The following is a 20,553-nucleotide window of genomic DNA, read 5'->3' as shown; positions in this document are numbered from 1 at the left end:
GGGCGGCCTCATGCTGCTGGCACGCCGCCGCTGACGCGGTTGCGGCCCGTGTTTTTCGACTGGTACAGCAAGGCATCGGCCTGGCGTATCAGCTTGCTGCTATCCGTGCCATGCTCCTGGCCGGACTGGACTGTGGCCGCGCCCAGGCTGACGGTCACGACGCCGTTCGCGCTGGCCGCGTGGGGAATCTGCAGCGCTTCCACGGCGGCCCGGATGGCTTGCGCGACTTTCAGCGCCCCCGCGGCGCCCGTGCCGGGCATGATCACGGCGAATTCTTCGCCGCCGTAGCGCGCCGCCAGGTCTTCGGTCCGGCCGACGCTGCGCGCCACGGCGCCGGAAACTGCCTGCAGGCATTCATCGCCCGCCACGTGGCCATACTGGTCGTTGAATTTCTTGAAGAAATCCACGTCGAGCATGATCAGCGATACTTCGTGCCCGCTGCGCTGGGCGCGCTTCAATTCATGCGCCAGGGTTTCGTCGAAACAGCGGCGGTTGGCCAGTCCCGTCAAGCCGTCTCGCGAGGCCCGCGCCGCCAGATCCGCGTTGGCGCGCTGCAATTGCGTACTGGCCGAGCGCAGGTTCGCCTCGATACGGTCGCGTATGGCAATCTGGCGCATCAGCTTGCGGAACAGGTAGATCAGTGCCGCGCCCGCAACCAGTGACGCCAGCACGATTTGCATGCTCACGCGTTGCCACTCGGCAAAAATATCTTCCTCCGATAGCCCCGCCGCCACGATGACGGGAAAGCGCTGCAGGTGGCGATAGCTGTACAGCCGTTCGATTTCGTCCACCTTCGCCGTCATCATGGCCGTGCCGACCGGTCCTTTTTCGCGGTAGGTGCGCAAGAGTGCGCCCGAAGAAATATCCATGCCGATGACGCCAGGCTGGAATGGCCGGCGGTAGATCAAGGTGCCGTCGTCCAGGGCAAAGAAGGCCGTGCCCGTCTTGCCGAGGTTGAGGCTATCGTAGATGCGTTCGAAGGAGGCAAGTCCCAGGGTGACCAGCACCACGCCGGCAAACGAGCCGTCCGCCAATTCCACCCGGCGCGATACGGGCAAGACCCATTGCCCGCTCGATTTGCTGCGCACGGGCGCGCTGATGCGGCTGCCCAGCTGCGCATGCGTCTTGTGATAAGTAAAGTAGTCACGGTCCGCATTGTTGCCGTCCTGTCCGGCGCCGGACGAGCTGGCCAGCCAGGCTCCGTGGCTGTCGAAAATGAAGACGCCGGCAATTTCCACGATATTTTTCGATAACTGCTGCAGATGCGATTGCAGCCGCTCTCCGGTAGCATCATTATTTCCTTCATTACGGACGTGTTCGGCAATATCTTCCAGCATCGCATCGGCGACTTCCAGTTCCATGTACGCTTGCGTCGCCAGGGCGCGCGCCATGTTTTCTGTCGCCGTGCTGGCCTCGCGCAGGCGCACCGTATGCGAAGACCAGACGATCCAGACAGTCATGCCAAGCAGCATGGCGCACATGCAAAAGAAGGCGATGCTGGCCCAGACGATCACGGGTCGCTTGTGTTTGCTCAAGACCTCGAACTGCGCCGGGACGGCGTCGGTATGTGCTGCTTCTTTTACTGCATGCATAAGCGGATCATGAAGTTGCATCAATGATATGGTCGAAAATATTGCCATACTACATTAAAAAGCAAAGCCACAAAGTTGCCACATCGTTATAGTTGCATGGAATAATAGGCATTGCCCGTCTCAACCTTTGTTTGGAGTTGTATGGCCTACACGAAAATCCTCACCACTGCACGCCTGATCCTGCGCAAGCCGCAGCCATCCGATGAAGCGGCCCAATTCGCCATGCATGCCGACCCCGAAGTGATGCGCTATTTCAGCGAGCCGCCGTGGACCGATGCCAGCCGCGCCACGCGCCAGATTGCCGAAGACATCGCCGCTTTCGAGAAAGAGGAATTCTTCCGCTTTGCCGTCGAGCTGAAGGCGACGGGCGAATACATGGGCAGCTGCAGCCTGTTTTCCGAGCACCGCCAGAACCGGCGTGCCGAAATCGGCTATGCACTGGCGCGCCCGCACTGGGGCAAGGGCTATATGCAGGAAGCCTTGTCGGCACTGCTGGAATACGCCTTCATCGAGCGCGACCTGAACCGTCTGGAAGCCGATATCGATCCGCTCAATACGGCTTCGGCCAGCGCTCTGGAACGCCAGGGTTTCAAGCAGGAAGGTTTCTTGCCCGAACGCTGGATCGTGGGCGGCCACGTCAGCGATACGGCCCTGTACGGCTTGCTGCGGCGCACGTGGGAAGCGCGCCGCAAGGGCGCCGCGTGAGCCGCTGCGGGACGCCGCGATTGCCGCTCACCGATCATCCCCTGGTGACCTTGCGCCACCTGGAGCGTAGCGACGCGCCCGTCTGGTATGCCTACCTGGCCGACCCTGTTGTCGTCGAGCACACGAGCTGGAACTTGCGCAGCATCGACGACTTGCTGCCCCATTTCGATGACTATGCATCGGCCCAGCCGTCCTCGCCCATCCGCCTGGCCGTGGTGCTGCGCGACGGCGGCCAGCTGGTGGGTACCATCGGCTTGAATGCCATTTCCCCGCAGCACCGCACGGCGGAAATCGCCTACGACCTGGCGCCCGCCGTCTGGGGACAGGGCGTGGCCACGGCCATCGTGAACGCTGTCGTGGACTGGGGCTTCCAGCGTCTGGGCTTGCTGCGCATCCAGGCGACCGTACTGGAGAGCAATGCACGTTCGATCCGCGTGCTCGAACGCTGCGCTTTCGAGCGGGAAGGTTATTTGCGCTGTTACCGGCAAATTCGTGGAAGACCCGGCAACTTCTGGCTGTATGCGCGTCTTGCCGGCGTTCCATGAGCAAGCTTCCGCTGAGTATTTTGCTGGTGGAAGACCACCTGGCGATCGCGCGTCAGGTGCTCGACTTCCTCGACGGCTTGGGCTGGCAGACGGACCATGCGGGCACGGGCGCGCTGGCGGTGCAATTGGCCACGCGCAACAATTATGACGTGGTGCTGCTGGACCTGAACCTGCCCGACATCGACGGCTTGCAGGTGTGCCGCGCCATCAAGGCGGGCGCGCCCAGCAATGTGCCGATTCTGATGCTGACGGCGCGCGACGCCTATGAAGACAAGGCGCGCGGCTTTCGCGATGGTGCCGACGATTATTTGACCAAGCCCTTCGACTTGCGCGAACTGGCCTTGCGCTGCGAAGCGCTGGCGCGCCGCCACCAGTTGCACGTGCACCAGGAAATGCGCGTGGGGCCCTTCACCTTGCAGACGCGCGCAGGACGCGCCCTGGTTGGCGATGCGGCGCTGCCGCTGACGCAGACGGGCTTTAAAATCTTGCTGCTGCTGTGCCGTGAACATCCGCACGCCGTGTCGCGCTCGGCCCTGCTGCAGCAGCTGTGGGGCAGCCAGCCGCCCGATAGCGACGCGCTCAAATCGCACATCTACGCGCTGCGCAAGCAGCTGGAGTTGGCAGGCGTGGCGGGCGTGCTGGTGACCATCCCGCAGCTGGGCTACCGCCTTGCCTTCGATGCGGCGCCCTGCGATGGCTAAGTCGATCCGCCGCCAGCTGTTCGCCGCCCTGGCCGGCTTCACTGTCCTGCTGTGCCTGTGCTACACGGGCCTGGCGCTGGTGATCGCGTACGTGACGGAAGACATGCTGGTGCAGCGCCTGCTCGAACGTGAAGCGGCGGCCGTCAGCATGCGCTGGCAGCAGCACGGCAAGCTGACGCCGTCCGGCAGCGACCTCATCACGGTTTATGGCAGCTACCTTGACTTGCCTCAGGCGGTACGTGCGCAAGTGCCGCCGTCCGCCCCACGCGGGGAGGTGTTCACGACGACAGGCCAGCATTATCACGTGCTGGCGCTGGACCACGTTGCCGCTGGCCCGCCGCAGCGCGTGTATCTGCTGGCTGACGTGGCACCCGTGCTGGTGGTGTCGCGCCTGGCGCAGGAAGTGGGCGGTGTCGTCGCTGGCGTGGCGCTGGCGCTGATCGCCCTGGCCCTGCTGCTGGCCTACTGGCTGGCGCGGCGTCTCGTGCGGCCCTTGCAGAGACTGGCCCAGGAAGCGCGCCAGCTGGCGCCCGGCAGCGCCGTGCATTTCAGCGCGCGCGATCGCCCCGACGAGATCGGTTTCCTGGCGCGCCGCCTGGAAACCACCTTTGCCGAACTGCAGGCGGTCTTGCAGCGCGAACAGGCATTTACCCGCGACGTCAGCCACGAACTGCGCACGCCGCTGACCCTGATGCACAACACGCTGGCGCTGGCGACTGCGCAGCCCCTGGGCGGGGAGGAGCAGGCGCAGCTGCAGCAAGCCACGGACGACATGCGCGCCACCATCGACGTGTTGTTCGCGCTGGCACGGGCCGAGCAGTTGCCGGGCGAGGTGGTGGAGTTGCGCGGCTGCATAGAGCAATGCCTGCTGCGCTTGCTGGAAGATTCCACCTGGGATGCTAGTCTGCTGGCGCTGGACTTGCCCGAGCGGCTGGACGTGGTCGGCAACGGGCAGCTGACGATGTTGCTCATCAATAATTGCCTGGCCAATGCCCTGTTCCATGGCGGCCCGGCCTGCCGCATCAGTATTACGTTTGCGCAAGGCTGCCTGAGCATCGGCAATACCGTGCCGGCGGGCCAGCCACGGCGCGTCCACGGTTTTGCGCATGGCCAGAACCTGTTGCTGCGCCTGGCCCAAGCCATGCGCTGGGAGATTGCTTTCCATCCCGGCGAGAGGCAGTACCGTGTCACCATCGTTCCAGCCCGGGCGCAATAAAGTCACCGGATTTCACCGCGATTTCACCGGCGCTTGCGTAAGCTGCAAGCTCTTGATCAACGGAGAAAGCCGCATGAAATTGTTTATCAGCCTGCTGGTGCTGGCGTGCACTGGCATTCCTGTGCTGGCGCAAGTGACCAGCTTCGTTCACAAAGACGAAAAACGCCGCTACATTGTCTATACGCCTGCCGCTTATCAAAGTCAGCCGCAGCAAGCGTTTCCCGTCGTATTCAATTTCCATGGCGGCGGCATGAGCATGGCCGAGCAGATGCTGTACACGCAGATGAACACGGCGGCCGAGCGGCACCGGTTCATCGTTGTGTATCCGCAAGGCATCAAGCAGGACTGGAACGTGGGCTTTGGCATGGATTACCTGGCGGGCACCGATGATGTAGGTTTTACGCAAGCGATGTTGCGTAAACTCAAGCAGGATTACCGCATCGATGACAAGCGCGTGTATGCGACGGGCCTGTCGCGCGGCGGCTTCTTTGCCTTGCGCCTGGCAGCCGAGCTGCCGCAGCAGTTCGCGGCCGTCGCTTCCGTGGGCGCGCCGATGCCCGTGCCCGTCATCACCCACCATACCGTGCCTTCGCCGGTGGGCATGCTGTTGATACAGGGCACGGCCGACCAGGTGGTCTTGTATGGGGGCAATGATGGCGGCTATCTCTCCGCCGAGGACACGTTCGCCTACTGGCGCAAGCAAAACCGCCTCGAAGGCGCCGCGCCAGCGGCGCGCCTGCTGCCCAGCGTGCCAGGTGACGATACGCAAGTGACGCATGTGGAGCAGGGCAATGGCGCGCAGCAGGTGGCCTTGATCACCATCAAGGACGGTGGCCACACGTGGCCCGGCGCCGATGCGTTTAATATCGGCCTGCCCATCGGCAAGACCACGCGCGCCATCGACGCGAATGAGGTGATGTGGGAATTTTTCAGCCGCCATCGCCGTTGACGCCATGCTAGCATGGCGGCCATCGCTGCAGTGCTATGCGGCAAATCAGGGGAGGGGGAGCACGGTGGCAATGTCAGAAGCAGGTATCGCGGCCATGGCCGAGGCAATCTTCGCCAAGCCCGGCGCAGCCGTGGCAGAAGCGTATTCGGCGCCGGAACGGGAAACGCTGCATTTTCATTCGGCCACGGAACTGTGCGCGTATGCGGCCAAACTGGAGGCCGAAGGCGACAGCTGCGTGCTGCTGGCCGTGTATTACCCGGATATGGGCGGACACTTTGCCCCGACCCGTATCGCGCTTGACCCCGCCAAGTGCGATGGTCTCAGCTACCGCTACGTGTGCGAAGGCTGGGGCGTCATCCGCGTGTACCTGCGCTTGTCCGGCGGCAAGGGTCTGGACTCGAACGTGGGCGCCAATTCGCAGAAGCGCGCGGAAAAATGGCAGCGCCACTACCCGGCATTCGGCCCGACCGACGCCTGGGACTGGGACGCCGTGGGCCGCCATGAACGCCGGCTGATCCGCGTGCTGAAGAAGGTTGCGCTCCAGGATGCTACTGCACAGGAGGGCCAGTCATGACGGAGCCGATGCGTATCAACCCCGCCGCCATTTTTTGCCGCTCGCTGGCGCAGCTGTCCGCCATGCTCGACAAGACCGGCACGGCGCCGCAACTGCTGGCGGCGCGTCTGCACCCGGACATGCTGCCGTTCGCCCAGCAGGTGCGCGCGGCCGTGAGCTTTTCGCTGCGCGGCTGCTGCCCGCTGGCGGGTCTGGACGTGGCCGATTTCAGCGCCGCCGCCAGCCTGCAGGAACAGATCGCGCAGACCATGCGCTACCTCAAGGATATTCCCGCCGAACGTTTTGACGGGCCGCCTGAGCGCCTCTGCCGCGACCGCGCCGGCTTTGCCGACATTGCGCTGCCGGCCGATGAATATTTGAATTTATACATCCTGCCGAATTTCTATTTTCACTTCAGCATGGCGTATGCGATCGCGCGCAGCCAAGGTGCCGCCATCGGCAAGGGCGATTTCGACGGTTATCATGCGTATGCGCCGGGTTTCAGCTTTGAACATCCCGCCGCGCCGTAGTTGCTACAAGCCCGCGTCTTTCCACGCAGACAGCCCGAGCCGCTTCAACAGCCGGCCCGACAGCCCGCAGCTCCAGCAACTGATCTGGATTTGCCGCTGCCGCTCCTGGTTCGCATGCCAGGCGTGCTCGGCGTAGTCGAGCAGGGCCTCGCTGAGGGGAGAGTTGTCGGCCACGGGCGGCAGGCGCGACATCAGTTCGAACACGCCGTGGGTCGCTTCCTTGATCTGCAGCAAACCCGCCAGCAAAGCGCGCAGCACGGCGCCGTCGATGTTGCTGCTCGCTTGCGTGTAGCGTTGCTGCCAGCACAGGCCGCGAACGCGCCACAGGGCGAGCAGCGCGGGCACGTCGGCGGACTGCAGTTGCCCGACCAGCTCGTCCGCATCGAGAAACAGGTCGAGGCGCTCGTATTCCTCGTCGTCCCCGCACAGCAGCTCATCGAGTTCCTGCAATACGCTCATGCCACCACGTTCACGGGCGCCCCCCGTTCAAACGCTTCCACGTTGCCGATCAATATGTCGGCCAGCTTCTGCATGGCTTCACCGCTGGCCCAGGCCGTGTGGGGCGTGAGGATGAAGTTGGGCAGGCGCAAACTTAAAAGCGGGTTGTCCGGCAGCGGCGGCTCCTTCGATAACACATCGAAACCGGCGCCAGCGATCACGCCACGGGTCAATGCGTCGGCCAGGGCCGCTTCATCGACCAGGCCGCCTCGCGCCGTATTGATCAGCAGCGATGTGGGCTGCATGCGCGCCAGCTCTTGCGCACCGAGGATATTGCGCGTGGTGTCCGTCAGCGGCAAATGCAGGCTCAGCACGTCGGAAGTGGCCAGCAATTCGTCGAAACTCACCTGCGTCACGCCGTCGTCGTCGATGGGCGAGCGATTGTGCACCTGCACTTGCATGCCGAAGGCGCGCCCCAGCTGGGCCACGGACTTGCCCAGTGCGCCATAACCGAGCAAACCCAGGCGGCTGCCGGCCAGGTCGCGGATCGGGTGGCCGAACAGGCAGAAGCGCTCCGACGCCTGCCACAGGCCTGCTTCCACGTCGGCCCGGTAGGCGACCAGCTGGCGGCGCAGGGCCAGCATCAGTGCCAGCGTGTGCTCGGGCACGGTGGCGCGTGCATAGTCGCGGATATTCGCCACCACGATGCCCCGTTCGCGGCAGGCGGCCAGGTCGAGGATATCCGTGCCGGTGGCGGCCACGGCGATCATTTTTAAATCCGGCAACTGGGCCAGCTCGGCCGCGCGCAGCGGCACCTTGTTCGTGATGGCGATGCTGGCGCCTTGCAGGCGAGCCACCGTCTGTTCGCTGCCCTTGGTGTGCGGATACTCTTCCCAGCTGTGCGCGAAGGCGGGTGGGCGCACAGTGGCGATCAGGCTGTCGCGGTCGAGAAAGACGATGCGGTGCGGGTGCAGGTGCGGCGGTGTGCTTGCTGTAGTCATGGCTGGGCCTCGGTCTGGGCGGCACGCGCGGGAAGATTGCTCTTGCCCTTCAGTTGCGTGGCCGGGTGGTTGGTAAACATGTCGGCGACCCACTCGACAAACACGCGCACCTTGGCGGACAGATGGCGGTTGGGCGGATAGATCACGTGGATGGGCAGCGGGTCGGATTCCCATTCATCGAGCAATTCCACCATTTTGCCCTGTTCTATCAGCGGCGCAAGCATGAAATGCGTCATTTGCACGATACCCAGGCCCGCCAGGCCGGCCGCCGCGTAGGCGTTCGAGTCGTTCAGTGCGATATGGCTGGGCATGGACATCTGGATGCGTTCGCCGGCGCGCGTGAAATCCCATTCAAAGGTCTTGCCCGTCTTGGCGGAGAAAAAATTCACGCCCCGGTGCTGCGCCAGGTCGTTCGGGTGCAGCGGCGTGCCGTAGCGCGCCAGGTAGCCGGGCGCCGCGCAGGTGATGAAATGCAGCACGCCGACCCTGCGCGCGATCAGGTTCAGGTCGCCCAATTCGCCGCCGCGCACGGCGCAGTCGACGCCTTCCTCGATCAGGTCGACGGGCCGGTCGCTGCAACCGAGTTCCAGCGAGATGTCGGGGTAGCGGGCAAAAAAATCGGGCAGGGCGGGGATGATCAGTTCGCTGGCCAGGGCCGTGGGCGCATCCACGCGCAGCCGCCCGCTGGGGCTCAAGCGCGTGCGCGACAGCGATTCCTCGGCCTCGCGCACGTCCGACAGGATGCGCACGCAGCGTTCATAATACGCGGCACCGTCGGAGGTGATGCTGACGTGGCGCGTGGTGCGGTTGAGCAACTTGACCGACAGGCTCGCCTCCAGCGACTGGATCAAGGTCGACACGGTGGCTTTCGGCAACTGCATGTTTTCCGCCGCACGCGTAAAGCCGCCCGCATCGACGACTTGGATGAAAACTTCCATGGCTTGCAGCTTGTTCACTTGATTTCCTATCACTTTAGACGCGATTATTCAGAATCCTGAACAATCAATTCGTCATTGCACTCTTTATCAGATTGTAGATCAAGTCTATAGTTGTTGTACTGCAGCATAAATGTGATGCCGCAGGCAGTACAACAGGAGAAACATCATGGCTTATCGGAATGGAATCTTTGCAGTGCTCGCTCTCGCTATGAGCTCGCTCGCTCTGGCCGCGATGGTATCGACGGATGCGTATTCACTGGCGGCGCAAAGCGAAGCCAGTGCTTACAGCGCCCTGACCCATGAAGTGGGCGGCGTCGCCCTGTTGTGCCTGAACGACACGGTACTCGATGTTGCGGTGCAGCCGGTGCTGGCGCAATGAGCGTTGCCGGTACCGTGGCTGAACTGGCTCCTGGCCAGGCGCTGAAGATACGCGACATCGAAGTGCAGGGCGCGCAGGATGCGCTCGGCGCGCGCGTCTACACGGCTGGCATGCCGGGCGCCAGGCAGTCGAGCCTGATCGTTTTCTTCCATGGTGGCGGCTTCGTCTCCGGCGACCTGGACGATGCGGACGACTTCCTGCGCTGCCTCGTGCTGAGCAACCCGGACCACGTGGTGCTGGCCGCGAACTACACCTTGGCGAAGGTGCGGCCATTCCCCGCCGCCGTGGAAGACGCGCATGCCGTGCTGTTGTGGGCAAAAAAGAACAAGTCCAAGCTGGGCTGGACGGGCAAGCAGATGGTGGTGTCGGGCATCGAAGCGGGCGCCAACCTGGCCGCCGTGTGCGCCATGATGTCGCGCGACCGGGGCGGACCGCCCCTCGCGGGCCAGGTGCTGATCATGCCCATGCTCGACCCCGGCCTGTCGACCTGCTCGATGCGCAGTTTGCCCAGTTGTCCCGACCTGGCGGAAGTGGCTGATCAATGCGCCGCCGCCTACCGCGGCTACCTGCCGAATGCCGCTGACCGTACCCATCCGTACGCGTCGCCATTGCAGTCGAGCCGCCTGAAGAACCTGCCGCCAGCCTTGATCTTGTCCAGCGAAGATGACCCATTGCGCGACGAGGCTGAACAATACGGCAGCAAACTGATCGCCTGCGGCATCAAGACCACCGTGCGCCGCATGGCCGCCGCGCCGCTGCAGGATGCCGGTGCGCGCAATGAGTGCGCCTGCAAGGTGCAGGTATTGAGTGAAATCGCCAGCTTTGTCGCCGGACTGGGGCAGGAGCCCGAGTCATGAGGCCGCCATCTGCGGCACCGCAAAAAAACTTACACTAACTAGTTTACTTTTTGAGTTTCGGTTGCTACACTACGCAGTGTAGTTCCCATCTTGTCTGCGTTGTGCGCTCGCACAGCCAGCTTCGTCGTCCCCGTCCGCTTTTAACCTGCTGGCGGCCTGTTTACCTTTGATCGAGCGCCGTCGGGCGCCATGGCACCACCATTCACTTTTTCAGTTGGGTTGCTTCCTGCCGCCCATACCATTAGAAATTTTCATAAAACAGGGAAATAAAATGAAAAACGTTCAACAATTTTCCACTCTGCTGAAGCCCCTGGCTGCCTCGCTCGCGCTGGCAGGACTGGTGGCCGTGAGCCTGGCCGGCTGCGATTCGGCCAACAGCAAGGTGCCCGACGCGCCAGCAGCCGGCGGCCCGCCCGTCTCGGCCGCTGCCGTCGTTGAAAAACAGATCACGGAAACGCAGGAATTCTCGGGCCGCCTGGAAGCGATCGAGCGCGTGGAAATCCGTTCGAGAGTCGGCGGCTTCATTACCGCCGTCAATTTCAAGCCGGGCAGCGAAGTGAAAAAGGGCGAGGTGCTGTTCGTCATCGATCCGCGTCCTTTCCAGGCCGAAGTGTCGCGCGCCGAAGGCACGGCAGCTTCCGCCCGCGCCAAGGCCGAACTGGCCAAGCTGGAACTGTCGCGCGCTGAAAAACTGCTGGCCGAAAAAGCCATCGCCCAGCGCGAATTCGATGAAAAGGCCTCGGGCTTGAAAGAGCTGGACGCGAACGCCCGCTCGGCGCAAGCCGCGTATGAAGCGGCCAAGCTGAACCTGTCGTACACGCAGGTACAGGCACCGATCAGCGGCCGTGTCAGCAAGGCTGAAATCACCGTCGGCAACCTGATCGACGCTTCCGCCATTTTGACCTCGGTGGTGTCGACGGACCGCATCTACGCCAGCTTCGACGGCGACGAAGATACGTATTTGCGCGTGGCCGGCACGGCGCAAAAGGGCACGCCCGTCACCGTCAAGGTGGGCCTGGCCAACGAAACGGGCTTCCCGCATGAAGGCAAGCTGGAATTCGTCGACAACCAGCTCGACCCGGCCACGGGCAGCGTGCGCATGCGCGCCACCTTCGCCAACGCCGAGCGCCAGCTGGTGCCTGGCCTGTTCGCGCGCATCTTGCTCGACGGTGGCAACGGTCCGCAGGCGCAAAGCACGGCGCTGTTGATCAGCGACCGCGCCGTCGGCACGGACCAAAGCCGCAAATACGTGTACGTGGTGGGCTTGGATAACAAGGCCGAGTACCGCGCCGTCAAGCTGGGCCCGACCTCGGACGGCTTGCGCGTGGTGCGCGAAGGCTTGAAGGCGGGCGAAAAGATCGTCGTCAACGGCTTGCAGCGCGTGCGCCCTGGCGCCCCGGTGACGCCGCAGATGGTGGCCATGGATTTCGATCCGACCGCACCGGTCGCCCCCGCAAAACCTGAAGTAAAAGACGCCAAGATCGCCGCGAAAGCAGCATCGACTTCCAAGGAATAAACATGAATTTTTCCCGCTTTTTCATCGACAAGCCGATTTTCGCGGCGGTGCTGTCGATCGTCATATTCGTGGCCGGGCTGCTGTCGATATTCGGCCTGCCCATCTCCGAATATCCCGACGTCGTGCCGCCGTCCGTGGTGGTGCGCGCGCAATACCCGGGCGCCAACCCGAAAGTGATCGCTGAAACCGTGGCCGCGCCGCTCGAAGAGCAGATCAACGGCGTCGAGAACATGCTCTACATGTCCTCGCAAAACACCTCCGATGGTTCGATGATGCTGACCGTGACCTTCAAGATCGGTACCAACGTCGAGCAGGCCGAGACGCAGGTGCAGAACCGCGTGCAGCGCGCCTTGCCGCGCCTGCCCGAGGAAGTGCGCCAGATCGGCGTGACGACGGTGAAATCGTCGCCGAATCTGACCATGGTGGTGCACCTGGTTTCGCCCAACAAGCGCTATGACGACATGTACCTGCGTAACTACGCGGTGCTGAACGTCAAGGATCAACTGGCCCGTCTGCCCGGCATGGGCGACATCCAGATCTTCGGCGCCGGCGACTATGCCATGCGCATCTGGCTCGACCCGCAAAAGGTAGCGGCGCGCGGCATGACGGCCAATGACGTCGTCGACGCGATTCGCGAGCAGAACGTGCAGGTGGCCGCCGGCGTGATCGGCGCCTCGCCAGCGAAGAACTCGGACTTCCAGCTGACCGTCAATACCCAGGGCCGTCTGCAGACGCCCGAGGAATTCGGCGCCATCATCGTGCGCACGAATGCCGACGGCGCCATCACGCACCTGAAAGACGTGGCGCGCGTGGAAATGGGCGCCAACAGCTATTCGCTGCGTTCGCTGCTGAACAATAATCCGGCCGTCGGCATGGGTATTTTCGAAGCGCCGAATGCCAACGCGCTGCAATTGTCTTCCGACGTGCGTTCCAAGATGGACGAACTGAAAAAAGACTTCCCACAAGGCGTGGAATACCGCATCGAGTACGACCCGACGCAGTTCGTGCGTTCGTCCATCGAAGCCGTGATCCACACTCTGCTCGAAGCGATCGCCCTGGTGGTGCTGGTGGTGATCATCTTCCTGCAAACCTGGCGCGCCTCGATCATTCCGCTGCTGGCCGTTCCCGTGTCGATCGTCGGTACCTTTGCCGTGATGCTGGGCTTTGGCTTCTCGATCAACACCTTGTCGCTGTTCGGCCTCGTGCTGGCCATCGGTATCGTCGTCGATGATGCCATCGTGGTGGTGGAAAACGTCGAGCGCAACATCGAGGAAGGCCTCTCGCCGCGCGACGCCACCATCCAGGCCATGAAAGAGGTCAGCGGTCCTATCGTCGCCATCGCCCTGGTGCTGTGCGCCGTGTTCGTGCCGATCGCCTTCGTACCCGGCCTGTCGGGCGAGTTCTACCGCCAGTTTGCGCTGACCATCGCCATTTCGACGGTGATCTCCGCATTCAGCTCGCTGACCCTGGCGCCCGCCCTGTCGGCCGCGCTGCTGAAACCGCACGATGCGCCGAAAGACGCGCTGACGCGCGGCATGGACATTGTCTTTGGCCGCTTCTTCGCCTGGTTCAACCGCTTCTTCGGCCGCGCTTCGCACCGCTATGAAGCGGGCGTGAAGGGTGTGTTGGGCCGCAAGAGCGCCTCGCTGGGCGTGTATGCGCTGCTGGTCGTTGCCGCCATCTTCACCTTCAAGTCCGTGCCGGCCGGCTTCGTGCCAGCGCAGGACAAGCAGTACCTGGTGGGCTTTGCGCAATTGCCTGACGCCGCTTCGCTTGACCGCACGGAAGATGTCGTGCGCCGCATGTCCGACGTCATCAAATCGGTGCCCGGCGTCGAATCGACCATCGCCTTCCCCGGCCTGTCGATCAACGACTTTACCAATGCGCCGAACGCCGGCATCGTCTTCGCCACCTTGAAGCCGTTCGACGAACGCACTACCAAGGAATTGTCAGGCGGCGCCATCGCGGCCGAGATCAACAAGCGCCTGGGCGGCATCCAGGACGCCTTCATCATGGTCTTCCCGCCACCGCCGGTCAACGGCCTCGGTACCATCGGCGGCTTCAAGATGATGATCGAAGACCGTGGCAACCTCGGTTACGACGCGCTGTACAACGCCACCCAGGCGCTGGCCGCCAAGGCCTACCAGACGCCGGAACTGGCGGGCGTGTTCTCGGGCTACCAGATCAACGTGCCGCAGCTGTTTGCCGACGTCGACCGCGTGAAGGCCAAGCAGATGGGCGTGCCGCTGGCGACCATCTACCAGACCTTGCAGATCAACCTCGGTTCGCTGTACGTGAATGACTTCAACCAGTTTGGCCGCACCTACCAGGTGCGCGTGCAGGCCGATGCCGCGTTCCGTTCGCATGCGCAGGATATCGCGCAGCTGAAGGTGCGTAGTAACAAAGGCGAAATGATCCCGCTGTCGTCGTTGATGCGCGTCAAGGACAGCTATGGTCCGGACCGCGTGCAGCGCTACAACGCGTACGCCGCAGCCGATTTCAATGGCGGCGCCGCCCCTGGCGTATCGAGTGGCCAGGCGCAAGCCGCGCTGGAACGCATCGCCAAGGAAGTGCTGCCGCAAGGGATTTCGTATGAATGGACGGAGCTGACCTACCAGGACATCTTGTCCGGCAATACGATGATCTACGTCTTCCCGCTGTGCGTGCTGCTGGTGTTCCTGGTGCTCGCCGCCCAGTACGAAAGCTGGACATTGCCGCTGGCCGTGATCCTGATCGTGCCGATGTCGATCCTCTGCGCGCTTCTTGGCGTGAAGCTGACCGGCGGCGACAACAATGTGTTTACCCAGATCGCGCTGTTCGTGCTGGTGGGGCTGGCGTCAAAGAATGCGATCCTGATCGTGGAATTTGCCCGCGAACTGGAAGAGCATGGCCGCACTGTCGTGCAAGCGGCGCTGGAAGCGTGCCGTCTGCGTCTGCGTCCGATCCTGATGACGTCGATCGCCTTCATCATGGGTGTGGTGCCCCTGGTGTTCTCGAATGGCGCCGGTTCGGAAATGCGCCATGCGATGGGCGTGGCGGTCTTCGCCGGCATGCTGGGCGTGACTTTCTTCGGCCTGTTCCTGACGCCCGTGTTCTACGTACTGCTGCGCACCCTGGCGCAGCGTTTTGAGAAAAAACCAGCCGCCGCTGTCGCCAAGCCTGTCGCGCCAGCGCTGGATCTGGAAGGAGATATATATTGAAAACCAAGGAAATCATCTGGCGCGTCAAGCCCGTCTTGAGCGCCATGGCTGCAGCAGTCTTGCTGGCCGCCTGCGCGGCGCCGGAGTTCAAGCAGCCGCAGATCGAGACGCCGGCCGCGTTCAAGGAAGCGCAAAGCCTGCCCGCCGTGCAGACGGCGGCCGACGGCACGCGCTGGAAGCAGGGCGTGCCAGCCGAGCGCCAGGCGCGCGGCGAATGGTGGCTGGCGTTTAACGATCCGGCCTTGACTGGCCTGATCAACGAAGCCACGCAGGCCAATGCCAATCTGGCGGTGGCCGCCGCCCGCGTCAAGCAGGCGAGGGCGATTGCCGGCATCGCCGAAGCGGACCGCATCCCGCAAGTGGGCGTGAACGTGGGCGGCCAGCGCAACCGCGCTTCCGCCGTGTCGCTCGGCTTGCCGAACGGCGCGCCGGTAGCGGCGACCAACGTCTACCAGGCCAGCCTGACGGCCAGCTACGAAGTCGATTTGTTCGGCCGCGTGGCATCGAACGTCAGCGCCTCGCGCAGCGATGCGCTGGCCGTGGAAGCGACCTACCGTTCCGTGCTGCTGTCCTTGCAGGCCGACGTGGCGCAGACCTACTTCCAGCTGCGCGCCACGGACGCCGAACTGGCGACATTGGCCCAGACGGTGCGCCTGCGTGAAGAAAGCGTGCATGTGAACCAGCGCCGCTATGACCTGGGCGACATCGGCGAATTCGATCTGTCGCGTGCCCGCACGGAGCTGTCGACGGTACGCGCCGAAGCCATCGGCTTGCAGCGCCAGCGCGCCACCGGCGAGCATGCGCTGGCCGTCCTGCTGGGCAAACCGGCCGCCAGCTTCACGGCGGGCGTCAACCCGCTGCAAGACAGCGGCTTCCTGCCCGTGATCCCGGCCGGCATGCCGTCGTCCCTGCTGGAACGCCGTCCCGACATCGCCTCGGCGCAGCGCACCATGGAAGCGTCGAATGCGCGCATCGGCGTGGCCAAATCGGCCATGTTCCCCGCGTTGACCCTGAACGCTTCCGGCGGCGGCGCGTCCGATACTTTCTCGGATATCTTCAAGTGGAGCAGCCGCTCCTGGCTGCTGGGCGCCCTGATGTCGATGCCGATCATCGACGGCGGACGTAATAAAGCTGCCGTGAGCCGCAGCGAAGCGCAGCTGGAAGAGTCGGTGGCGACGTATCGCCAGAGCGTGCTGGTGGCCTTCGCCGAGGTGGAAGACAATCTGGCCGGCCTGCGCATCCTGTCGGGCCAGACGCAGCAGATCGACGAAGCCGTCGTGTCGGCGCGCCGTTCGGCCGACCTGGCGCAAAAGCTGTACGACGCGGGCCGTTCCAGCTACCTCGATCTGCTCGACGCGCAACGCAACCTGGCGGCCATCGAGCGCAATGCCGTGCAGTTGCGCGGCAACCGCGCCGTCACCACGGTGGCGCTGATTCGCGCCCTGGGCGGCGGCTGGGGCGAGACGGAGCCGCAGGTCGCGGCCAACTAGTTTCCCGGCACCGCGGGCTGGATCAATCCGGCCCGCGGCAAGGGATGCCTATCGGGAACGGCGTCGTGCGCTTGCACGGCGCCGTTTTTTTATAGCTTGCGTAGGTCGGCTTAGCGCGCAGCGCGTAAGCCGACAATCAGTTGAATCCGTTTGCCGACAGACCGCGTAAGTACTCCTGCAATCACGCAAACGCAGTCATCCAGGAGATATCATCATGCGCACCTTCGTTCCCGCAGCATTGTTCCTCACTTCCATGCTGGCCGCCAGCACCTCTTTTTCCGCCGACATGACGACCATGGTCGGTGGCCAGAGCATGTATCCGTCCAGGGACATCGTCGACAACGCCGTCAATTCGGCCGACCACACGACCCTGGTCGCCGCCGTCAAGGCTGCCGGTCTGGTCGATACCCTGAAAGGCAAGGGGCCGTTTACCGTGTTCGCACCGACGAATGCGGCGTTTGGCAAACTGCCGGCCGGCACCGTCGAGACCCTGGTCAAGCCGGAAAGCAAGGCGACGCTGACGAAAATCCTCACCTACCACGTGGTGCCCGGCAAATACGACTTCAAGGCGCTGGCCAGGGAAATCAAGATGCACGACGGGAAAGCCACCTTGCCCACGGCCAGCGGGGGCAAGCTGATGTTCGCCATGAACGGCATGCACAATATCGTGGTGATGGATGAGGGCGGCAACAGCGCCAACATCAGCACCTACGATGTGTACCAGTCGAATGGCGTGATCAATGTGATCGACACGGTACTGATGCCGAAATAAGCGAACACGGACGAAAAAAAGACAGGGAAAACCCTGTCTTTTTCATTTATGCCGCCGTGATTACTTGGCTGGCGCTGCTGCCGCAGCGGAAGCTGCTGGTGCGGCCGGAGCTGCTGGCGTTGCCGGTTCGGCTTTCTTCGCCTTGTGATGCTTGGCTTTCTTGTGCGCCGCCGGCTTGGCTGCCGCCGGTGCTTCGGCCTTGACGACAGGGGCGACGACAGGAATCGGTGCCACTGGCGCGACTGGCGCGACGGCTGGCGTCTGGGCGAAAGCGGCGGTGGCAAACAGGCTGGCGATCAGGGTGGCGATAACTTTTTTCATTTTAAGATCCTTGGTATATGTGGTCAGTCAGGTGTGTCGGAATTACTTGGCAGGAGCCGGAGCTGGTGCAGCGGCGGTGGCCGATGCCAGCTTTTCGTCAGCCTTGGCCTTGGTTTTTTTCGCAGTGTGGTGTGCCTTGGCTTTCGTGGTGGCCGCTTCCGCTTTGGCGCTGGCGACATCCGTTTTCGCGGCGACGACGGCTTTCGCTTCTTTCGCATCCGCTTTGACGACCGCTTGCGCTTCCTTGGCGTCCGCTTTCACGACGGCCTTGGTATGGGCCGCTTCCACTTTGGCGGGAACCGAGGCTGCTGCGGTAGCATGCGCTGCCGGAGCTGCGGGCGTTTGAGCGAAGGCTGCAGTTGCGAACAGGCCGGCGATCAGGGTAGCAATTACTTTTTTCATGGTGCAGTCCTCGGTGGTGGTTTGTCTGGTATGTCTGTTGGTGGCGGGATGATTCCCGTGTCACTGAGCATAAAACGCGCCCCCGGACGCTTGCGTTGACGGTCATTACAAACGCTTACATCTGCGTTGCATCCGCCTTCAGGATGGCTTTGAGGATGTCTTCCGAACGGCGCTGCCCATAACCCTTGCCATACGCGCTCGATGCGATGCTGACCACCATGCGGCGCGCCGGGATCACGTAGATCTTGTTGCCGCCATTGCCTGAGGCGAAATGCACGGCGATCTTTTGTCCTCCGATGTCCTGCGTCTTCGCGTACCAGAAATAGCCATAGCTGTCGGCGTAGCGGTCCACCGTGCCGATGGCCACGCGCGGCGCCAGCGCAGCCTTGATCCATGCTGCACCGATCACCGGCTTGCCATCGACCACGCCGTCGTCGAGCACCATCTGTCCGATCTTTGCCGTGTCGCGCGCGCGCAGCGACAGATTGCCCTGGCCTTTCGGGTGCTTGGCCACGTCGCGGCCCCAGCTCCAGCGCGTGATGCCCAGCGGTGCGAACAGCACCTTGGCGGCGTAGTCTTCCAGGTCGGCGCCGCTGGCGCTTTCCACCACTCTGCCGGCGATGTAGGAACCCAGCGAGTTGTAGCGATAGGTGCTGCCCGGCTTTGTTGCGGCCGGCACGCCGCGCACGAAGGCGGCGGGATCGGGCGCCGCATCGAGCTTGTCTTCATTGCCCGGCGACTGTTCGTCTTCATCAAAGGCGGCCAGGCCCGAACGCATGGTCAGCAAGTCGTCGAGGGCGATTCTGCCCGCCGGGCTGCCAGCCACTTCGGGCCAGTACTCGCCCACCGTTTTTGTTGTCGCCAGCTGGCCCCGCGCCACTGCCGCGCCCAGCAGCAGCGCGGTGATGCTCTTGCCGGCCGAACGGATGTCATGCAGGGTGTCGGCCGTCTCGCCGTTGTAATAGCGTTCGGCCACGATGGCGCCCTCGCGCAGCACGACGACGGCGCGCAAGTCGCCATGGTTGTCGCGGTCCTGGGCTTGCAGGACCTGCTCCAGCGAGGAATGGGGAGTTTCCTGCGCCGGGGCGGCGCAGGACAGGAGGAGGGTGCTCAGGAATGACAGGGGCAGGCGGCGCATGGGCAGCTTTCGTGGCGATGGTCGGATTGCCAGTGTCGCCCGATTGCGCCGCCCTGTGGTGTCTTGCGCCGTCTATTTGCTGAAGTTTGCATGAAGCGGCAGTCCTGCCTTGTCGGCTTGTGCCGTGCGCGCACGGCGCTTGCGCAGCCAGATGATCAATCCCGTCGCACTCAGCATGGCCACCACCAGGCCCATGGCGGAAATCACGATGCGTCCCGGCAGGCCCAGGATGCGGCCCGAATGCAGGGGGAATTGCGCCTGCAGAAAGATGTCGCCCGCGCTGCCCGTGCCGGGCACCACGCCACCGGCCGGCTTGCCGTCGCGGCCATCGAAGTACAGCCAGGCATTGCCCAGGCCTCCATCGCCATGGTCGTTGTCCGCCGCGAAGAAGCCCACGCCATACAGGCCGTAGCTCGATGAGTAAAATACGCCGCCGGCCGGCAGTGTCCAGCCCCGCCTTGCCGCTTCCGTCTTTGCCAGCGCCACTGCCTGTTCGCGCGTCAGCAGCGGCTCGATGGGTTTGTCGGGCGGCTGCGGCGTGCGGCTGTCGAAGGCGTTCGGACTGAGCGTGGAAAACTTCGCCACCAGGGGGCGCATCACCTGGGTTTGCAAATTCATTGACACGGAGGTGATGGCCAGCACCAGCAGCAGCAACCAGACCCACACGCCGCCCGAGCGGTGCAGGTCGAAGTTCAGCCTGTGGCCTCCTTCGCGCCAGCGGAAGGCCAGCGACTTGCGCCAGCTGCGCCAGTTCGGAAACGACAGGTACAGCGCGATGCCGCAGTCAAAGACCCACACGATGCCGATGATGCCCATGAACCAGACGCCCAGTTCGACGCCCCAGCCATCGGGAATGTGCATGGTGTAATGCAGTTTATACAGGAAGGGCAGCAGGTTTTCGCGCGTCAGCGAGACCACGCCCCACTGGCGCGTGCCTTGCATGGTGCCAGTGACGGGATCGACGGCCACCTGGTTGAAGCCCGGCTCAAACGGCTTGCCGGTGGCCGGGTCGGGCCGGCCTTCCACCGAGATCAGCGCCGTGTGGCCAGGCTCGATCGCCGTGAGCGTGTAGTTCACGCGCAGGCGCGGGTCCTGCGCCTCGAGCTGGCGCGCCAGTTCCAGGCCCGATTTTGCGGGTCCCGCATCCGCGCCGCTGGCGCTTTGCGCGTGAAACAGCTGCGGGTTGAGCCAGGCATCGAGCTCGTGATCCCACGAGATGATGGCGCCCGTCAGGCCGGAAATGAACAGGAAAAGCGCCACCGCCAGGCCGAACCAGCGGTGCAGAACGACCATGGGAGGACGCAGTCGCA

General features: G+C 63.5%; 21 protein-coding genes. 13 read left to right on the top strand and 8 right to left on the bottom strand.

The window, feature by feature from the left end; translation table 11 throughout:
- Positions 1 to 8: 8 nt before the first annotated feature.
- Positions 9 to 1,592 carry a sensor domain-containing diguanylate cyclase gene (locus C8C92_RS18855; RefSeq protein WP_165829495.1) on the bottom strand — a complete coding sequence of 528 codons (1,584 nt, stop codon included), beginning with the start codon at positions 1,590 to 1,592 and terminating at the stop codon, positions 9 to 11.
- A gap of 141 nt (positions 1,593 to 1,733) precedes the next feature.
- Here C8C92_RS18855 and C8C92_RS18850 point away from each other — a divergent pair, with 141 nt between their 5' ends.
- From C8C92_RS18850 to C8C92_RS18820, 7 genes are all read left to right on the top strand, one after another.
- On the top strand, positions 1,734 to 2,297 hold the full coding sequence (locus C8C92_RS18850; protein ID WP_116744935.1) for a GNAT family N-acetyltransferase: 564 nt from the start codon (positions 1,734 to 1,736) through the stop codon (positions 2,295 to 2,297).
- A gap of 20 nt (positions 2,298 to 2,317) precedes the next feature.
- Positions 2,318 to 2,842 carry a GNAT family protein gene (locus tag C8C92_RS18845; protein ID WP_116744934.1) on the top strand — a complete coding sequence of 175 codons (525 nt, stop codon included), beginning with the start codon at positions 2,318 to 2,320 and terminating at the stop codon, positions 2,840 to 2,842.
- A complete protein-coding gene (locus C8C92_RS18840; RefSeq protein WP_099763238.1) occupies positions 2,839 to 3,543 on the top strand; it encodes a response regulator transcription factor in 705 nt (234 codons plus the stop codon). The genes C8C92_RS18845 and C8C92_RS18840 overlap by 4 nt, the downstream gene beginning before the upstream one ends.
- Positions 3,536 to 4,759 carry a HAMP domain-containing sensor histidine kinase gene (locus tag C8C92_RS18835; protein ID WP_116744933.1) on the top strand — a complete coding sequence of 408 codons (1,224 nt, stop codon included), beginning with the start codon at positions 3,536 to 3,538 and terminating at the stop codon, positions 4,757 to 4,759. The genes C8C92_RS18840 and C8C92_RS18835 overlap by 8 nt, the downstream gene beginning before the upstream one ends.
- A 73-nt stretch (positions 4,760 to 4,832) precedes the next feature.
- On the top strand, positions 4,833 to 5,708 hold the full coding sequence (locus C8C92_RS18830) for a PHB depolymerase family esterase (protein WP_116746032.1): 876 nt from the start codon (positions 4,833 to 4,835) through the stop codon (positions 5,706 to 5,708).
- A gap of 70 nt (positions 5,709 to 5,778) precedes the next feature.
- Positions 5,779 to 6,282, top strand: coding sequence for a hypothetical protein (locus tag C8C92_RS18825; RefSeq protein ID WP_133250798.1), 504 nt, complete (start codon positions 5,779 to 5,781; stop codon positions 6,280 to 6,282).
- Positions 6,279 to 6,791, top strand: a complete 513-nt coding sequence (locus C8C92_RS18820; protein WP_243420281.1) for a DUF1993 domain-containing protein — start codon at positions 6,279 to 6,281, stop codon at positions 6,789 to 6,791. Before C8C92_RS18825 ends, C8C92_RS18820 begins: the two co-directional genes overlap by 4 nt.
- Positions 6,792 to 6,794: 3 nt before the next feature.
- On the opposite strand, the gene C8C92_RS18815 is transcribed toward C8C92_RS18820, so the two are convergent.
- Genes C8C92_RS18815 through C8C92_RS18805 form a run of 3 tightly spaced genes read right to left on the bottom strand, consistent with a single transcriptional unit; the run spans position 6,795 to position 9,186 of the window.
- A complete protein-coding gene (locus tag C8C92_RS18815) occupies positions 6,795 to 7,250 on the bottom strand; it encodes a hypothetical protein (protein WP_116744931.1) in 456 nt (151 codons plus the stop codon).
- On the bottom strand, positions 7,247 to 8,230 hold the full coding sequence (locus C8C92_RS18810; protein ID WP_116744930.1) for a D-2-hydroxyacid dehydrogenase: 984 nt from the start codon (positions 8,228 to 8,230) through the stop codon (positions 7,247 to 7,249). The genes C8C92_RS18815 and C8C92_RS18810 overlap by 4 nt, the downstream gene beginning before the upstream one ends.
- Positions 8,227 to 9,186 (bottom strand): LysR family transcriptional regulator, encoded by a 960-nt coding sequence (locus C8C92_RS18805; RefSeq protein ID WP_116744929.1) that lies wholly within the window; start codon positions 9,184 to 9,186, stop codon positions 8,227 to 8,229. The genes C8C92_RS18810 and C8C92_RS18805 overlap by 4 nt, the downstream gene beginning before the upstream one ends.
- A gap of 175 nt (positions 9,187 to 9,361) precedes the next feature.
- Between C8C92_RS18805 and C8C92_RS27315 the strand changes: the two genes are divergently transcribed.
- The 6 genes from C8C92_RS27315 (at position 9,362) to C8C92_RS18775 (ending at position 17,382) form a co-directional block, all read left to right on the top strand.
- Positions 9,362 to 9,547 carry a hypothetical protein gene (locus C8C92_RS27315; protein ID WP_133250797.1) on the top strand — a complete coding sequence of 62 codons (186 nt, stop codon included), beginning with the start codon at positions 9,362 to 9,364 and terminating at the stop codon, positions 9,545 to 9,547.
- Positions 9,544 to 10,404, top strand: a complete 861-nt coding sequence (locus C8C92_RS18800) for an alpha/beta hydrolase (protein WP_116744928.1) — start codon at positions 9,544 to 9,546, stop codon at positions 10,402 to 10,404. Before C8C92_RS27315 ends, C8C92_RS18800 begins: the two co-directional genes overlap by 4 nt.
- A 271-nt stretch (positions 10,405 to 10,675) precedes the next feature.
- Positions 10,676 to 11,920, top strand: coding sequence for an efflux RND transporter periplasmic adaptor subunit (locus tag C8C92_RS18795; RefSeq protein WP_116744927.1), 1,245 nt, complete (start codon positions 10,676 to 10,678; stop codon positions 11,918 to 11,920).
- A gap of 2 nt (positions 11,921 to 11,922) precedes the next feature.
- Complete coding sequence (locus C8C92_RS18790) at positions 11,923 to 15,120, top strand: efflux RND transporter permease subunit (RefSeq protein WP_116744926.1); 3,198 nt, start codon at positions 11,923 to 11,925, stop codon at positions 15,118 to 15,120.
- A 44-nt stretch (positions 15,121 to 15,164) separates the two neighbouring features.
- Complete coding sequence (locus C8C92_RS18785) at positions 15,165 to 16,610, top strand: efflux transporter outer membrane subunit (protein ID WP_116746030.1); 1,446 nt, start codon at positions 15,165 to 15,167, stop codon at positions 16,608 to 16,610.
- Between the two features lie 214 nt (positions 16,611 to 16,824).
- Positions 16,825 to 17,382, top strand: coding sequence for a fasciclin domain-containing protein (locus C8C92_RS18775; RefSeq protein ID WP_207781023.1), 558 nt, complete (start codon positions 16,825 to 16,827; stop codon positions 17,380 to 17,382).
- A gap of 60 nt (positions 17,383 to 17,442) precedes the next feature.
- Here C8C92_RS18775 and C8C92_RS18770 read toward each other — a convergent pair whose 3' ends face one another.
- The 4 genes from C8C92_RS18770 to C8C92_RS18755 form a co-directional block, all read right to left on the bottom strand.
- Entirely contained in the window at positions 17,443 to 17,703 is a 261-nt protein-coding gene (locus C8C92_RS18770) for a hypothetical protein (protein ID WP_116744924.1), read from the bottom strand.
- Between the two features lie 42 nt (positions 17,704 to 17,745).
- Positions 17,746 to 18,105, bottom strand: coding sequence for a hypothetical protein (locus C8C92_RS18765; RefSeq protein WP_071076628.1), 360 nt, complete (start codon positions 18,103 to 18,105; stop codon positions 17,746 to 17,748).
- Between the two features lie 115 nt (positions 18,106 to 18,220).
- Positions 18,221 to 19,243, bottom strand: coding sequence for a serine hydrolase domain-containing protein (locus tag C8C92_RS18760; RefSeq protein WP_116744923.1), 1,023 nt, complete (start codon positions 19,241 to 19,243; stop codon positions 18,221 to 18,223).
- Positions 19,244 to 19,315: 72 nt separating this feature from the next.
- Entirely contained in the window at positions 19,316 to 20,548 is a 1,233-nt protein-coding gene (locus C8C92_RS18755; protein WP_243420421.1) for a PepSY-associated TM helix domain-containing protein, read from the bottom strand.
- Between the last annotated feature and the right edge of the window lie 5 nt (positions 20,549 to 20,553).

Origin of the sequence: Janthinobacterium sp. 78, from assembly GCF_003096775.1 — a bacterium.
Lineage (GTDB): Bacteria > Pseudomonadota > Gammaproteobacteria > Burkholderiales > Burkholderiaceae_D > Janthinobacterium > Janthinobacterium tructae.
The sequence above is the reverse complement of the archived record's forward strand: the minus strand, read 5'-3'. Positions and strand labels throughout refer to the sequence as shown.

Excerpts from the sequence above, each read along its gene's own strand:
- C8C92_RS18855 (WP_165829495.1), bottom strand. The coding sequence starts at position 1,592 with ATGCATGCAGTAAAAGAAGCAGCACATACCGACGCCGTCCCGGCGCAG.
- C8C92_RS18850 (WP_116744935.1), top strand. The coding sequence starts at position 1,734 with ATGGCCTACACGAAAATCCTCACCACTGCACGCCTGATCCTGCGCAAG.
- C8C92_RS18840 (WP_099763238.1), top strand. The coding sequence starts at position 2,839 with ATGAGCAAGCTTCCGCTGAGTATTTTGCTGGTGGAAGACCACCTGGCG.
- C8C92_RS18835 (WP_116744933.1), top strand. The coding sequence starts at position 3,536 with ATGGCTAAGTCGATCCGCCGCCAGCTGTTCGCCGCCCTGGCCGGCTTC.
- C8C92_RS18830 (WP_116746032.1), top strand. The coding sequence starts at position 4,833 with ATGAAATTGTTTATCAGCCTGCTGGTGCTGGCGTGCACTGGCATTCCT.
- C8C92_RS18825 (WP_133250798.1), top strand. The coding sequence starts at position 5,779 with ATGTCAGAAGCAGGTATCGCGGCCATGGCCGAGGCAATCTTCGCCAAG.
- C8C92_RS18820 (WP_243420281.1), top strand. The coding sequence starts at position 6,279 with ATGACGGAGCCGATGCGTATCAACCCCGCCGCCATTTTTTGCCGCTCG.
- C8C92_RS18815 (WP_116744931.1), bottom strand. The coding sequence starts at position 7,250 with ATGAGCGTATTGCAGGAACTCGATGAGCTGCTGTGCGGGGACGACGAG.
- C8C92_RS18810 (WP_116744930.1), bottom strand. The coding sequence starts at position 8,230 with ATGACTACAGCAAGCACACCGCCGCACCTGCACCCGCACCGCATCGTC.
- C8C92_RS18800 (WP_116744928.1), top strand. The coding sequence starts at position 9,544 with ATGAGCGTTGCCGGTACCGTGGCTGAACTGGCTCCTGGCCAGGCGCTG.
- C8C92_RS18795 (WP_116744927.1), top strand. The coding sequence starts at position 10,676 with ATGAAAAACGTTCAACAATTTTCCACTCTGCTGAAGCCCCTGGCTGCC.
- C8C92_RS18790 (WP_116744926.1), top strand. The coding sequence starts at position 11,923 with ATGAATTTTTCCCGCTTTTTCATCGACAAGCCGATTTTCGCGGCGGTG.
- C8C92_RS18785 (WP_116746030.1), top strand. The coding sequence starts at position 15,165 with ATGGCTGCAGCAGTCTTGCTGGCCGCCTGCGCGGCGCCGGAGTTCAAG.
- C8C92_RS18775 (WP_207781023.1), top strand. The coding sequence starts at position 16,825 with ATGCGCACCTTCGTTCCCGCAGCATTGTTCCTCACTTCCATGCTGGCC.
- C8C92_RS18770 (WP_116744924.1), bottom strand. The coding sequence starts at position 17,703 with ATGAAAAAAGTTATCGCCACCCTGATCGCCAGCCTGTTTGCCACCGCC.
- C8C92_RS18765 (WP_071076628.1), bottom strand. The coding sequence starts at position 18,105 with ATGAAAAAAGTAATTGCTACCCTGATCGCCGGCCTGTTCGCAACTGCA.
- C8C92_RS18760 (WP_116744923.1), bottom strand. The coding sequence starts at position 19,243 with ATGCGCCGCCTGCCCCTGTCATTCCTGAGCACCCTCCTCCTGTCCTGC.